At 39.1% G+C, this 13731-nt stretch carries 25 protein-coding genes and 1 pseudogene; 3 read left to right on the top strand and 23 right to left on the bottom strand.

Annotated features, from left to right (window positions below; all coding sequences use genetic code 4):
- The coding region (locus MAGTDC_RS05365; RefSeq protein ID WP_278046891.1) for a hypothetical protein at positions 1–225 on the top strand (225 nt) is incomplete at its 5' end.
- Here the strand turns inward: MAGTDC_RS05365 and MAGTDC_RS05360 are convergent.
- The 11 genes from MAGTDC_RS05360 to MAGTDC_RS05350 all read right to left on the bottom strand — a co-directional run bounded on the left by MAGTDC_RS05360 (position 214) and on the right by MAGTDC_RS05350 (position 5528).
- Positions 214–438, bottom strand: coding sequence for a hypothetical protein (locus tag MAGTDC_RS05360; protein ID WP_278046890.1), 225 nt, complete (start codon positions 436–438; stop codon positions 214–216). The two genes, MAGTDC_RS05365 and MAGTDC_RS05360, sit on opposite strands and share 12 nt — an antisense overlap.
- Before the next feature lie 560 nt (positions 439–998).
- On the bottom strand, positions 999–1301 hold the full coding sequence (locus tag MAGTDC_RS01195; RefSeq protein WP_146656694.1) for a hypothetical protein: 303 nt from the start codon (positions 1299–1301) through the stop codon (positions 999–1001).
- Positions 1294–1485 (bottom strand): hypothetical protein, encoded by a 192-nt coding sequence (locus tag MAGTDC_RS01190; protein ID WP_146656693.1) that lies wholly within the window; start codon positions 1483–1485, stop codon positions 1294–1296. The genes MAGTDC_RS01195 and MAGTDC_RS01190 overlap by 8 nt, the downstream gene beginning before the upstream one ends.
- 448 nt (positions 1486–1933) lie before the next feature.
- Entirely contained in the window at positions 1934–2254 is a 321-nt protein-coding gene (locus MAGTDC_RS01185) for a hypothetical protein (protein WP_146656692.1), read from the bottom strand.
- A 670-nt stretch (positions 2255–2924) separates the two neighbouring features.
- Entirely contained in the window at positions 2925–3089 is a 165-nt protein-coding gene (locus MAGTDC_RS04385) for a hypothetical protein (RefSeq protein ID WP_192572998.1), read from the bottom strand.
- Entirely contained in the window at positions 3074–3220 is a 147-nt protein-coding gene (locus tag MAGTDC_RS04380; RefSeq protein ID WP_192572997.1) for a hypothetical protein, read from the bottom strand. Before MAGTDC_RS04380 ends, MAGTDC_RS04385 begins: the two co-directional genes overlap by 16 nt.
- A gap of 357 nt (positions 3221–3577) precedes the next feature.
- A complete protein-coding gene (locus MAGTDC_RS04375; RefSeq protein WP_192572996.1) occupies positions 3578–3739 on the bottom strand; it encodes a hypothetical protein in 162 nt (53 codons plus the stop codon).
- 44 nt (positions 3740–3783) lie between these two features.
- Positions 3784–4080, bottom strand: a complete 297-nt coding sequence (locus tag MAGTDC_RS01180; RefSeq protein ID WP_146656691.1) for a hypothetical protein — start codon at positions 4078–4080, stop codon at positions 3784–3786.
- A gap of 445 nt (positions 4081–4525) precedes the next feature.
- Positions 4526–4810 carry a hypothetical protein gene (locus tag MAGTDC_RS01175; RefSeq protein WP_146656690.1) on the bottom strand — a complete coding sequence of 95 codons (285 nt, stop codon included), beginning with the start codon at positions 4808–4810 and terminating at the stop codon, positions 4526–4528.
- Between the two features lie 308 nt (positions 4811–5118).
- On the bottom strand, positions 5119–5274 hold the full coding sequence (locus MAGTDC_RS05355) for a hypothetical protein (protein ID WP_278046889.1): 156 nt from the start codon (positions 5272–5274) through the stop codon (positions 5119–5121).
- Positions 5275–5381: 107 nt separating this feature from the next.
- Positions 5382–5528, bottom strand: coding sequence for a hypothetical protein (locus MAGTDC_RS05350; protein ID WP_278046888.1), 147 nt, complete (start codon positions 5526–5528; stop codon positions 5382–5384).
- On the opposite strand from MAGTDC_RS05350, the pseudogene hisG reads away from it, so the two are divergent.
- Positions 5485–6015 (top strand): annotated as a pseudogene (gene hisG / locus MAGTDC_RS05840) (ATP phosphoribosyltransferase); the annotation flags it as partial. The gene MAGTDC_RS05350 and the pseudogene hisG overlap by 44 nt on opposite strands.
- A 23-nt stretch (positions 6016–6038) precedes the next feature.
- Here hisG and MAGTDC_RS05335 read toward each other — a convergent pair.
- The 11 genes from MAGTDC_RS05335 to MAGTDC_RS04360 form a co-directional block, all read right to left on the bottom strand.
- On the bottom strand, positions 6039–6191 hold the full coding sequence (locus MAGTDC_RS05335) for a hypothetical protein (protein WP_278046885.1): 153 nt from the start codon (positions 6189–6191) through the stop codon (positions 6039–6041).
- An 8-nt stretch (positions 6192–6199) separates the two neighbouring features.
- Entirely contained in the window at positions 6200–6340 is a 141-nt protein-coding gene (locus MAGTDC_RS05330) for a hypothetical protein (RefSeq protein ID WP_278046884.1), read from the bottom strand.
- A 31-nt stretch (positions 6341–6371) separates the two neighbouring features.
- Positions 6372–6713 (bottom strand): hypothetical protein, encoded by a 342-nt coding sequence (locus MAGTDC_RS01165; protein ID WP_146656689.1) that lies wholly within the window; start codon positions 6711–6713, stop codon positions 6372–6374.
- 62 nt (positions 6714–6775) lie between these two features.
- Positions 6776–6943 (bottom strand): hypothetical protein, encoded by a 168-nt coding sequence (locus tag MAGTDC_RS04370; RefSeq protein WP_278046894.1) that lies wholly within the window; start codon positions 6941–6943, stop codon positions 6776–6778.
- A gap of 157 nt (positions 6944–7100) precedes the next feature.
- Positions 7101–7388 carry a hypothetical protein gene (locus MAGTDC_RS01160; protein ID WP_146656688.1) on the bottom strand — a complete coding sequence of 96 codons (288 nt, stop codon included), beginning with the start codon at positions 7386–7388 and terminating at the stop codon, positions 7101–7103.
- Between the two features lie 22 nt (positions 7389–7410).
- Positions 7411–7641 carry a hypothetical protein gene (locus MAGTDC_RS01155; protein ID WP_192573004.1) on the bottom strand — a complete coding sequence of 77 codons (231 nt, stop codon included), beginning with the start codon at positions 7639–7641 and terminating at the stop codon, positions 7411–7413.
- On the bottom strand, positions 7641–7991 hold the full coding sequence (locus tag MAGTDC_RS01150; RefSeq protein ID WP_146656686.1) for a hypothetical protein: 351 nt from the start codon (positions 7989–7991) through the stop codon (positions 7641–7643). Before MAGTDC_RS01150 ends, MAGTDC_RS01155 begins: the two co-directional genes overlap by 1 nt.
- A gap of 84 nt (positions 7992–8075) precedes the next feature.
- A complete protein-coding gene (locus tag MAGTDC_RS01145) occupies positions 8076–8321 on the bottom strand; it encodes a hypothetical protein (RefSeq protein ID WP_146656685.1) in 246 nt (81 codons plus the stop codon).
- Positions 8322–8549: 228 nt separating this feature from the next.
- Complete coding sequence (locus MAGTDC_RS05325) at positions 8550–8675, bottom strand: hypothetical protein (protein WP_278046893.1); 126 nt, start codon at positions 8673–8675, stop codon at positions 8550–8552.
- A 177-nt stretch (positions 8676–8852) separates the two neighbouring features.
- Positions 8853–9005: a hypothetical protein gene (locus tag MAGTDC_RS04365; protein ID WP_192573002.1), complete on the bottom strand. Its 153-nt coding sequence runs from the start codon at positions 9003–9005 to the stop codon at positions 8853–8855.
- 179 nt (positions 9006–9184) lie between these two features.
- Positions 9185–9328 (bottom strand): hypothetical protein, encoded by a 144-nt coding sequence (locus MAGTDC_RS04360; protein WP_192573001.1) that lies wholly within the window; start codon positions 9326–9328, stop codon positions 9185–9187.
- 78 nt (positions 9329–9406) lie between these two features.
- Between MAGTDC_RS04360 and MAGTDC_RS01140 the strand changes: the two genes are divergently transcribed.
- On the top strand, positions 9407–12601 hold the full coding sequence (locus MAGTDC_RS01140) for a cobaltochelatase subunit CobN (RefSeq protein WP_146656684.1): 3195 nt from the start codon (positions 9407–9409) through the stop codon (positions 12599–12601).
- Between the two features lie 393 nt (positions 12602–12994).
- Here MAGTDC_RS01140 and MAGTDC_RS04355 read toward each other — a convergent pair whose 3' ends face one another.
- On the bottom strand, positions 12995–13174 hold the full coding sequence (locus tag MAGTDC_RS04355) for a hypothetical protein (RefSeq protein WP_278046892.1): 180 nt from the start codon (positions 13172–13174) through the stop codon (positions 12995–12997).
- Positions 13175–13731: the final 557 nt, after the last annotated feature.

Genomic DNA, 13731 nt, shown 5'->3' with positions numbered 1-13731 from the left:
AGATTGATTCAATATGTTTGTGATGCTTTATGTCAAACTTTTGGAAAACATTGTTTGGTAGTATGTGTTTTTAAATCGAATTGACATTCAGAGATCTACTTATTAACTAATCTTTATCACCTTCACGGTGATCTCAAACGAGCTTCGATTTTAAGGTTGACCATGATAATTGCGAACAAATCTCTTTTAACTTCCCGATATTCTTTATGTAAACTAAACAGATAACCAAAAATTCCAACGTCCACCTCCAACCCACCTCGACATCATCTCGTTGTTCCCATAATTCCATCCGATCCCCATCAACTGACCAGTTAAACTCGGCTTCCAACAAGGAAACGAGTTCAGATCAATGCCTCCCGTCACCATGTTGTGGCAACGGCCTATTACATACCCATAACATCCCATCCCTACCGCCACTTGAGGTCAATGACCGATCACGTCTGGATATCGAAAGAAGTGACCCCAATCAAAGGCTCATCATTCACCTTCGAACTAACATCCGACCCCGTTGTTATTACACTAAACAAACTGACAAACCTGAGTCTCGAAGACTGCACCAGAATCGTCCATGACAACAACAACGACCTAGAGAAATCACTGAAACAGGCATATCTTCAAATCTACAAACCTCCATTCAACATCATAAATGGCAGCTGATTCTCAACCATCATCCCAACCAGATCTAAAATCTACCTGTTCAAGCTATACTCCAACACCCCAATCTACAACAACCGAAACAACTGAGAACTCAGAAACATCCTCAACAAAATGATAAACAACCTCCCATTAAACACAGAAAAGATATTCAAACTAGAAGTTGTAACAGGCATAATGTTACATTCATGTATTGGACTGAAATACGATGCCACAATGTTCGGATTTTATCTCCATGAAAGGGTAAACGATTCCATATATAAAGGATTAGCTCTAACAATAACCTCCTCAACCCCACTCCAACGAAGTCTTATCCCTCTAACAAGGTTTCTATGCCGTTTAAGTTACTTCCGAACACCCATCCTTCAAACCAACATCCTCTCGAACATCACCAACGACACCTTCGAAGCCAACTTCATCAAAACAACACAAAAACTAATCCAAATCTTCAACAAAACTAACAACTGTACAACAACCCTCCACCGAGTCTTCATCATCAAGTAAACAACATCCAAATCCTCCCTCACAGACCTCTTAATCAACCCACCCATTCCCATCCTCTCGGTTCTTTTAACACTCCCAACGTCCAATCCCCAAACATCCCCATCACCGAACCCATTACTCCATTCTCCTCCCTCTCTAACCACATTTATCCCTTAATCTTCAAGATATCTCCCAATATATCCAATTTAATCTAAGTTCTAACACCACAACCCAACATCCACGCATCCTCAACCCCTCATCAAACACCCCAACAACATCAATAGATAGACATCTCCATATACAAATAACCACATTGATATTACAATATCCCCAAACTATAACAACCATTTAACCTAACACTCAAACACATCATGCAACCCCTTCCCATTTCCTACAATAAAACACACCACCAACCACCACCAAACGAACAACAACTCCCTGTTACCAAGTCCCTAATTAAATCCTACCAATAACCAACATTAACCCCTGTTTCCATAACCTCAAAACAAACCCAACACCAAAGTGATCAACTTGAATAACACATCAAGTTTTTATACCCAACGACCAAGCCTAATTACTCTCAACCTAACCTCAAGTCTAACCCTTCAACCTCCCCAGAGCCATCCATCTATCAGCTATATCCCCCTCCTTCTTCATCCCAAACATCCCAGCCAACACCCCCAACATCTCTATATAATTAACCCTAGACATCATCATCCTACCCTACCTCCCTTCCTAATAAACACACCTAACACCAACCCAAACACCAAGTCTACACATATTCATCATAGACCCTCTATTTAATCAAACCTCCAAGCCAACACCCAAGCACCCTAACAACCCGTACTCATAAAGTTCCATCAACTCCGTCCCCACCCCAACACAACAAACCAAACCTTCAACAACATACTATACCACCAACCCCCACCCTAACCTCTAATACTTTAAACAAAAAACCATCCAACACCACCATCCCAATCACTAAAACACATAACCGAATTCTAATCCTAAAACAACCAACTAACAACAAAACCACCATACAAGTAAATGTTATACCATTATCAAACATTTGAACCATAACAACGTTAACACCTGATCAACAGCCTGCATCCAACAACCCTGTATCTTTCAGAATTAGGAAGGATAAAACCTTCAGAGATAATACCATCCCCATCCCCCACGCATCGAATTCAAACCTCCACCTCCCTGTTGTTCCGATCTGCTTATCCTCTTACCCAAACATAACCTACATTAAACCATTAACCTCCCAATCTCTGTAGGTATAAGACTCTTTAACCCATCCATCAGCATCAATTTAACTAAACCCCAATCATTTGAAACCGATATCTCATAACAAATCTCCAAACATCCATGAATTATATTCTAACCTAAACCAAAACATAAAGCCATAACATATGGATCCAAAAATCCCATCACAGTGAACCCAAAGACCCTACACCCTTATCTCTAACCAGAATCAATACAACAAAATCAACACTCAACCCCAACATCCACGTTGTTATTCTACCCCATCAAACATCAACCTAAACAAACATAACCTTAAACACCACCCATAATGATTTATACCCAACCTCCCAACTAAAAGACCACATAATACTAACCCACCAACCCCTAATCATACATAAGATAAACTTCATATTCTTACCAGATAAAACCACCCTCCTTATCCCCTAAACCAACATCCTTATGACTTATCCTAAACAAATTCTATATCAACATCTCCATGTTTTTGTAACCAAACTCAAACTCAACAAACCAAAACAACTTTATATGCCACCAACCACCAACACACCTCAAACACCATAACCAACCTCCCACCTTCTCACCATTCAACAACATCTAATCGAAACCGACCCACAATAACCCACCAATAAAACTATTAAACTACAACAACAAAACGAAACAACTTCAACCTCTACCGACCCAATCACAACGACATCGATAAACTCCAATCAAACATCCATGTCATACTACAAAATCCAACCCTAAAACCTAACAATTTCTTCAAATCTCTCAATACTTCATACCAACAAACAACATCCGAACATCCCCTTCATAACAACTCAATCCCTCCATTCTAGTTCAAGAATCACCATCATCACCTCAACATCTAATCCCTCCCTAATCCCAAACTAACCTCATATTAATCCCAACACATTAACACCAATCCCCATCCAATCAATTAATTACCACATTACCAACCCTAACCCCCTACCTCCTTTAACACCATGACAACCCCAACCAACCTCTATCCAACGTCCAAACATCAAACCACCAGTCCCTAACATATATTCACACAAAACTACCCAGTATTTCATTCGGTCAAACCTATCACCCTCCTAACATAATCCTTCATTTCAACCTACCAATCCAACATCCCAACATCATTACTTTCAAACACAACCCCATCAACCCACATCTAAACACTAACTCCAATCACTAACACATCCCACACCATAATACCAACACACCCCCCATCGACCTCCACGTTGTACCTCTTTATCCCCCCTCCTACCATACTTAAACATACCAACCTCCAATATCCCCCAATCTCAACCTCTACACTTAACCCTCCTATCAAACCCCAACATTCTATACCTTAACTAATCCCTATCCCAACCTCCATTATATTCCCTCAATCCTACCTCTATCTCACCTCTCCAACATCCTTGGAACCAAACCCCACTCATACCAAACTCACTTCTCCCTCCTCTCAAACCTCCAAACCTCCAATTCTAATTCCTCCCCAAAACATCCAACCTCCATCTCTAACCTCTTCCCCATCAACGACCATAATCCTCCCCTCCTATCTTCATCTATTCCCCTTCTCCAAATCTCCAAACTACCCCAATCACCATCCTTATACCAAACAACCCCTCCTCCAAACATCCCATTCATGTTAAACACTCCCCAAACACCCAAGTCTTATCTCCCCAATCCCATCTCCCTTCTCAACACCATTCATCCATCCAATCCTATCCCAACACCCACACCATGTCACATCAAACTTAACCAATTAACCCCATCTCCCACACATTATACCAAAACCTAAACACCATCGAAACCAATTCCAACGAAATCCATCACAAACACATGATCTCCAACACATATGACTACCATCGAACCAAACAACAAGTTAAGATCTGATCTTAACCTCCCTATTTATCAACCCACACCCTCCAACAACTTAAACACATCGAACTACAAACTATAACAAATTTCATCCGATTCTAACCAACACAATTGACCTCAAACGACCAAACAATTTAGAACAACTCGATTCCGACATCATCGACATCAGACCTCCAAACATCAAAATATCCCTACATTTACCCCTAACTCCTCTTACTCCAACCTCAATCCAGACTTATATTACCTGCCTATCAAAAACATCAACACATTTAATGACATCCTGTTGTTCCATCAGAAACAAATCACTACCCATCACAGTAAACCTGACATTATCCCTCTCTCCTAGATACATCCCCCAACCTGGATCCAAACGACCTAACACATTACTCCTAACAAAACAATAAACCCAACAAAAACATACCCTCTCATATGCAACACCATATTTACCCCAACCCACAACAAACATATTATCCAAAATTTTGAACCCCATACGTCTTCCATTTCTCTCCTCTCAATTCACGATTTACACCAACCCACCCAATCCTACCCTCTCTTCCCATCGACATCTACGAACCATCCACATTACTCTAACATTCAACAATAACAGGATATTAACCCCAACCCCCAACAACCAATCCCTCCTCTCTCATCAGAGACCCTATCATACTACACTGCTAACACATCCGAATCCCAACCCTAACCTCTGTTATCCATCCCAACACATACCCTCTATCAGAACTATCAAACATTACCAACCAAAACACATATATCAATCAACCCATCACCAACATCCAACCTTCAAACCATTCAATCGGAGTATCTAAGCTGTTAGAACACCACTACACCACATACAAACAATCCAACACCTCTAACAACAAACACACCATACCCTCTCACCGATCCCAAACAAACTGTTACTACCCAAACTAACCAAACATCCACGAACCTAAGCCAATTACAATCCAAAACTAATACTCCTAACAACAAACAACCACCAAACCATCAACCAACACTGATATACTAATACATAACTGACAAAACGGTCAAACCCACCAAGAACATGAACAACCCACCAACATATCAACTCCAAACTAACAACATCCAAGCCCTGAAACATACCCTTCCGATACTAATTTTGACACAACAACTAACATGAAACTACAACCCAGCCTCGGTCTTCCCTCCAAAGGAAGAATAGCAAGAACACTCGAAACCATCCTCAAATCCAACGACCTCAACATAATACTCTCAAACTCAAGATGTTATCTCGGTAAACTCACAACATCCTCCAACCTTGAGATTAGACTAATGTCCGCTCCAAACATTGCATCCGAATTAACCTCCGGAAACCTATCCTTCGGCTTAACAGGACTGGATCTAATACTCGAAACCAACAACAAACACATAAAACTACTCAAAACCTTCAACCAATCACAAGCCAACCTCAACCTCCTAACACCTCTATCCTGAAGCAAGTCATTAAACCTCCCACCTTTACGTCTATGTTTAACCCCAATTCTATCAACAAAATACCAACAAATATCCAAACATTACATAACCACCAAAAACATCAAACAACTCCATGTTACCAAATCCAAATCAACTACCGAAATCGAACCCTTCGTTGGCATCTCAAACATCATCATCGACATAACATCCTCCGGATCAACAGCTAAAACCAACCTACTAAATTCATCCCCAACATCCCTCATTTTAACCAGTACCCTCTGCATGTTTTACAACCAGACCTACAAAATCTCATCCAAAATCAACACCCTCATCCACATCCTATGCCACCTCCTAACCTCCAATACTACCCATAACTCAACCTCTAACAACCTTAACACTAAGCCAAAACCCAACACCCATACATCCCAAACCCAACCAAACGTTGGTAACATCACGATAACTACCCCTCCAATACTCTTTCCTCATCACCACGAAACCATCCCAACCCAAGTACTAATCTCTTCCCAATCTCCAAACCCTTCCCTACCCCATCATGAACTAACAACAAATATCAGACATATCCGAACCTAATCTCTATCAACTGAAACCACAACAAACAACCTCCCTCCTCCTTATCTGACCGAAGACCAACATCCTAAGAATGGAAATCTTATCCCAGCCCAACACCCTCTCAACACATCTCTTCCCAGCCCTGTAAACATGCCAAGCCCCCAACTTGCCTCCCTTCTAACCCAAACATCCACATGACTGGATCATTTCATCCTACCTCTCTCCATCCATGATGTGAACCTTATCCCCACCCCATCCACATCTTTCTTAACACAACCCAACCCACCTAAGCATATAACATCAAACGATTGACCATAAATCCAACCTACCCAACATATAACCTCTAAAACCAACACCCAAAAGCATATATTAACGAAGCAGATCAAACCGGATAGCAACAACAACATATCAAAAATTAACAAACCAAACCCAATCCTAATCCGACCCCAACATTAACCACCCCAACCTAAACACCACAAGTATTACAAACCAACCACAACAAAAAGATGTTATCTACCCACCATCGGAACATAACAACAAAGTAATGAATAATCCAACAAATACTAATTCCATCTCCAAATACCCTACATGAAGCATCTATCTCATCGAAAACCTGATACCAAACCTCCATCAATTACCTCCGATTAACCCCACCTCCCAACAAAGTAACACCTATTATCATAAAATTACAACAAACATGAACAATTAACCCAATCCATCCCCCTACCCCAACATCTAACATCCATGTTTTATCCCCATGCCATCAAACCACAACAACTTACCAACACCCATTAACAATTAATGTCCCAAGTTACCTCTGTCCAAGCATATTCCCATCTATCTTCATCACGATATCCCAACAAACCACAACATAAAATGACAACACAAAACAACTTCTCCAGAGATCTCAAAACATTAATCCTCAAACATTTAGACTCCGGCAGTCTCGAACTCATAAGTTTAATAAATTCAATCAAAACCACCCTAACATCTGGAATAGAAAAGTTAAACCAACTAGCATGTTCAAGGTTCGGAAACAACCACCTCACTAAGAGATTAAACTTAATCCTAGCCCTCATCTGAGGCCTGTGTTGTTCCCTATTAACCTGATGTTGACTGTTCCATGTTCAACCATAGACCATAACACATTGACCTCCCATAGACCAAGGACCATCATCGATGTTTAACCCCGATCAACCATCACCCGATCCATCAACACCCTCCTTCATTGACAACCATCCCTAATAACTCACCACAACACCCTCCCAACCCCATCACTATCTTCCCATCAACAAAACAACCTCCATTTATCCCATCCCTACCTGTTGCCACTAACATAACCAAACGTTGTTCGTATCCAACGTCCACACAACCAAAACTCCAAACAAACCATCACCCATACTCCAAGTTCCTAACCCGACCTCCATTCATGACCCCATTCATGGTCCAAACCCCATCAATCCCAACTCCCACCAACCTCTTACCAACAAGTTAAACACAAACCAACACCCATGACGTCACTCCCATAACAACGATCTGACTAATCTCCAACAAATCCAAACGAACCTACATCGATGACCACCAACATCCCACCATCAAGAATCTCTTAATCTCCTCCAACCTCTACAAAGTCTACTTAATCCTACCCCAACATCTTGTTGCCAACGTTCCAACCCAGTCAACCAACATCTATACCCATCCAACAACTCACACCATAATACCCTCCTCTATCCAACACCCCATCCCCTCATATAACAACACCATATCTACATCAAACTATCTAACAAATTAACCTCCTGAACCCTACACCTAACTCCAACAATCCAACCCAACATGCCAAACAACCGAACCCAACCAACTCCTCAACGTTTTGTTTTCTCCAAACCTAACACCACCCCAAACCAATCTGTCCATCAACCACATTTATCAAACAACACCATCAATACCTCCCCCAACCATCATACCACCTCAAGTTTACACCCTCCAACATCCATTCAATAAATATCAACCATGATCTACAACTACATCTATCCCAACCTACTAAACATAACCCAACCTTTCTTCTCCTTCTAATTAAACACCTACATTATGACATTAACCCAACATATCCCCAACCCAAACAACCATCAACCAAACATTAAACCAACTTTACCTTATATTATACCACAACACCAACAAACCATCTCTATCAACCAAACATTGTGTTATCAACCCAAATAATCCCAAACACCCTTATACCTCTATGTCCATCAAATCCCAACCAATCCCAATAACACCAAACCATAGCACAGACCCATTCACACTTTCATTAAACCATCGACAACAACCCCAACCAACAACCAAACAAACCCATGAACACTTCCCAATTAACCTTAAACCTCTCCATTACCCCCATCTTTATCCAAACTTACCCTCAATATCCTCAACTAATTATCTCTACAAAACAACCCACCAACAATTTAACCAAGTAAACACCAAACATATACCAACGAATATCCTAACCAATCCTACCTTAAAATTAATTCTACCCATAAATTAAACACTTAACCAACGGTCAAACAACCAAGTAATACACCCAATCCTCTAATCAATACCAAATCATCAATAAACCTACACACCCACAACATATACCCAACCTCTAACCACCAACCTTCACCGTAACTACCATCCTTACCAGTTCATCAACCAACAAACATCCAAACACATACATCCTGCCAAACCCCAATCTTTTATCACTCATTAACAACCTCAAAGATCCAAGATATCAACATCAATTTCCGAACTACACCACCATATATCTCTATAATCCTAACCAATCGAAATATTCTACACTAATCCATAACAAACACAACAAAATCCTAACCTCCTCATCAAACTAAACCATATCACATAACTCATCCCAACCCATCATCCAAACCAACACCCTGCTGATACCACCTTCATCGCAACGAAACAACAAACTCTCCCATAAACTGAACAAACAACCCATCCAATCATTCATCCAAAACCTTAACAACAAGTTATCTAAACTAATAACAACCTCTAAGTGATAAACTGAACCTATACTAACAACAAAGTAACACTCAAACTGAAGTAAATGGAAATATTATTCTGTTCTGATAAACAAACCGACCTTGCTGCCGTCGTTAAACTCCTCCGAACCTCACCAACAAGCAGATTAATCAATCTAATCTTAATTAACGGGAATTGTAAATCATTAGAACACTTCTCTGCTTCGGCCAAGCTTGCGAGCTTGGTAGCAATAAGACTACGACAAACGACCAAACATTCCATGGAACTTCTAAAACTGGCATCAACGTTGGCAACGAAATACAAATTCATATTAACACCAATAATAGGTGACATCCATTTACTACCTGAAAGCTACAACTACGCAAACGTTCCAAATGTTGTTATCGACGGACTATGACAGTGTTGTATTCTTTCAAGAACACGTTTACTAGCCAAGCATTTATGTGACTTCCTTGATGCTGGAAACGACATTGAAATAATGGATAAACCTAAATCCTCTGAAGTGAAGATATTTAAACTAAACGAAACACCCACAAGAAACCAAGACAACAACGTGTTGATCTGTTGCTATGGGATAAGCGAAAACGATGGCTTCGTCAAACAAGTTACTCAAAAACTAATACTCGCAAAACAAAGACCCATCATACTATGTAACAACGGCCAATTACACTCAAATTGATTAGACAACTGCAACCTAATCCGAACCAGATATTTACCTAAAATAGAACTAAACATCGTATGTTTTTGTAATGTACCAACAATGAGATTAAACAAAACAGTAACAATACAAACAGCCCAATCAGAAAAGCTATTAAAACAAGTATCAATTGACCTAACAGGTTTAACAACCCCAGAAATAGTCAGGAAAGTATGACTACCAGAAACCGAAGGTAAGATATTTACAAAAGCTATTGGCATATCGAAACCAAACCTATGTTTAACCCAACCAACTTATAACAACAACAAAATAACCATTTCCAACCGAGTTAACAGTGTAACATCTTCATTGATAAATCAAATTGGATTGAAATCTAACAAACGAAAAATAGTCTACATCTTAGCTAATTATCCTCCTGATGATTCAAGGATCGGTAATGGCGTTGGTTTAGATACATTGGAAAGCATAACCAACATCAACGGTATGGTAAACAAAAACACATTGAACGGCAGATCCTTAATAGAAGTATTAATTGATGGAGTAACGAATAAAACCAACCTAAACAGATCGATTCGTGCAACAGTAAGCTTAAACCTGGCCAACCGTCAACGTATTAATTGAGTATCGGATGTAGAGAAAAACTGAGGACCATTGAGTCTAGATGCATTTGTAATCTCCGGATTTTGTACCGTACCAGCACTTAGACTCGGAACAAACATGGTAATAATTCAACCAACAAGAGGATATGGCTTAACAAACCCAAGTATACATCACTCAACATTCGTTGTCCCATGTGCGTTTTACTGCTTAAGCTATTTGTTCATAAAAAGAACCAACCCAAATGCTTTAATATTAAACATTGGCAAACATGGTAATCTGGAATGAATGCCAGGCAGATCCGTAGCTCTAAGTCGTTGATGTTATCCAGAACGAATAGCAGGATCTACAACAAACGCTTACCTCTATATTGTAAACGATCCAGGTGAAGGAATACAAGCCAAGAGACGAATAAGCTCAACAATCATTGATCATGATATACCACCAGTTACCGAATATCCAACAACCCCTGATTGAAAAGGTACTGGCTTCAACTGTTATTCCAACTTAGGAAACGAGTATATATGCAGCCTGTTGGATCTACAATTCAAATGTAAACTGCATTGTTGATGTGAATTCTCATTACATGAAATAGTATATAGCACCCTGGTCTTAAACAAATGACAACTCTCAACAAGATCTGTTAATTTAAGTTTAAATGTCAACCAATGATGAAAGGCTAAACACAAATGGATGACCTGTTCGAATCTTGCGAAACGAGCAATGTTCATGGAACATTCTGTACTCCAAATCAAAGACATGGACGTTGTTATGAGATTAGTATCACTTCGACTTGCCGGTTGTTACAACGAATTAAACTCAATAACCAAAGCCCAACATAATTGTTTTATACAACCTGGATTGGCTTCATCGTTCACAAGAGCTGATGATAACATCCTCCCAACAGGCAGAAACTTCTACATCAAAAACACAAACGAAATGCCAACTCCATTTGCCTACAACATTGGCAAGACCGTTGTATCGAAACTAATCAGAAGTTATTATCACAGAAGCTGTAAGTGACTAAGATCAGTAGCAATCAACGTTTGAGCAACATCAAATATGAGAACAGGAGGAGATGATATTGCGATTATTATGAACCTGATTGGTGTTAAACCAATATGACATGTCACTTCATCAGAGGTAATCGGATTCGAAGTCTTACCATTAACCCAATTACAACGTCCAAGGATAAATGTCTTGGTCAGAGTTTCAGGATTATTCAGAGATACCTGTCCGTTAATATTAACCCGTTTACACAAAATGTTCAGTGTTGTTGAAGGTTTACAAGAAAATCCGAAAGACCCATCCCGATGATCTGGAACGTTGTTCAGCAGTAAACCCGGATCTTATGGTGTTGGAATCCAAGAGTTGTTAGATTGTAGAAACCTACCAAGTATCAGTTGTCTAGCTACAAAATATATGATATATGGAGGATATTGTTTCAATGGTAAAACATGAATTAATGCTACGGGAAAGTTATCTCAAACACTAACAAAAACCCAAGTCATATTACAAACTCAGGATAATTACGAACACGATATATTAGATAGTGATGATTATTACCAATTCGAAGGTGGTTTAAACGCAGCAATTAGACATTGTAGAGGAGGAGTATGTGCATACCACGTTGATACCAGCCAATCAATGCAACGATGTATTAGAATTAGAAGATTGAAATATGAATTAGCCAGAGTAGTAACTTGTAAACTTCTTAACAAGAATTGGATGTTAAAGATGCTAGAGAGTGGTTATAGAGGAGCCGCCGAGATACTTACAAATCTAAGTCATTTTTGTAACTTTGCTGTAACAACAGGCCAAACGTTTGATGCCCAGTTCGATGCCATATATGCATTATTATTCCAAAACAAAGACATCATGCTATCCATAACAAAATCCAATCCCGATGCTTACTTAACCATGAAACAAAAACTATTCGAAATAGTATGCAGCGGAACTTGGCAAGCACCAAGCAATAGCTTTAGACTTTACCTCGGAAGCTAAGAACCATAAACACTCAAAGATATACTACATCTCCATTAACAACAAAACTAACCATGAATCGTTAACACCAATTACCACCAACTACCCAACTTCCATCAACAACAACCCAAACATAAGATTTAAACTAATCCCTTTGAAAGATAGAACCTAAAACATACCAACAATCAGTGGTTGTTTAATCCAGCTATTAAATATCCAAGGAACTTGATACTTAGTTCATCGATAATCTAATTCTATCCATTTACATTACTTAAATTAAACTCACTATCCAGTTATAAACACCGATCATGCAAAACCATTAAGCCTACATCCAAACCAACCCCCATTAGAACAAATACTAACCCCATTGTACCAACATTCATGTTTTGATCCCTTTAACCTCCACACCAACCCCTATATCACAATCAACTTAACTCTTAAAACATCAACAACTACCATATAACCCCATACTTCCGAAGAACCCAACATAAACAAGTAACATCCAACTAATATCACATTTAAATCCTTCAATCCAAACTGATCTAATAACACTGATAGCACAACGAACAGCATCAAACACCCATTCGCTAACAATCAGTTAACATGTATAATCGTTAAACTAATAGTTATAAGATGATAGCATAATTTTAACCAACATATTAAAAACTTAACTCCATCACTATCAATCTAATACCAATTTAACTCTAAAACCATACACATATATTTCATAACAATAACCCAACAAATACTTGTTTTACCAAACCATTTACCCACGAATGTAACCATATGTTCTAAACAATTTCCAACAAAACAAACAGATCCACCATATTACCACAATACCCACATGTTTCCCTATCACCGTATTAGCATAAATATCAAACAAAACCCAAACCAATCTCCAACCTACCCACAAGTTAAACAACCATTAAACCAAACGCCCAAACACCTATCAACCTCTTTTACCAACAAAATCCATAACATTAATTAATCCAACATCCGAACTTTTTAAATCAACCAACACATCGATCAATTTCCACATCAAATACCAATTGAATATTTAACCAACACAACACGTCAATTATACCTCCAACCTTCCATTATAACCTAATCAACAAAATCATCACTTTACCCCATCGAATTCATTAAATCCA

The organism is Candidatus Hodgkinia cicadicola (assembly GCF_002774925.1).
The sequence above is the reverse complement of the archived record's forward strand: the minus strand, read 5'-3'. Positions and strand labels throughout refer to the sequence as shown.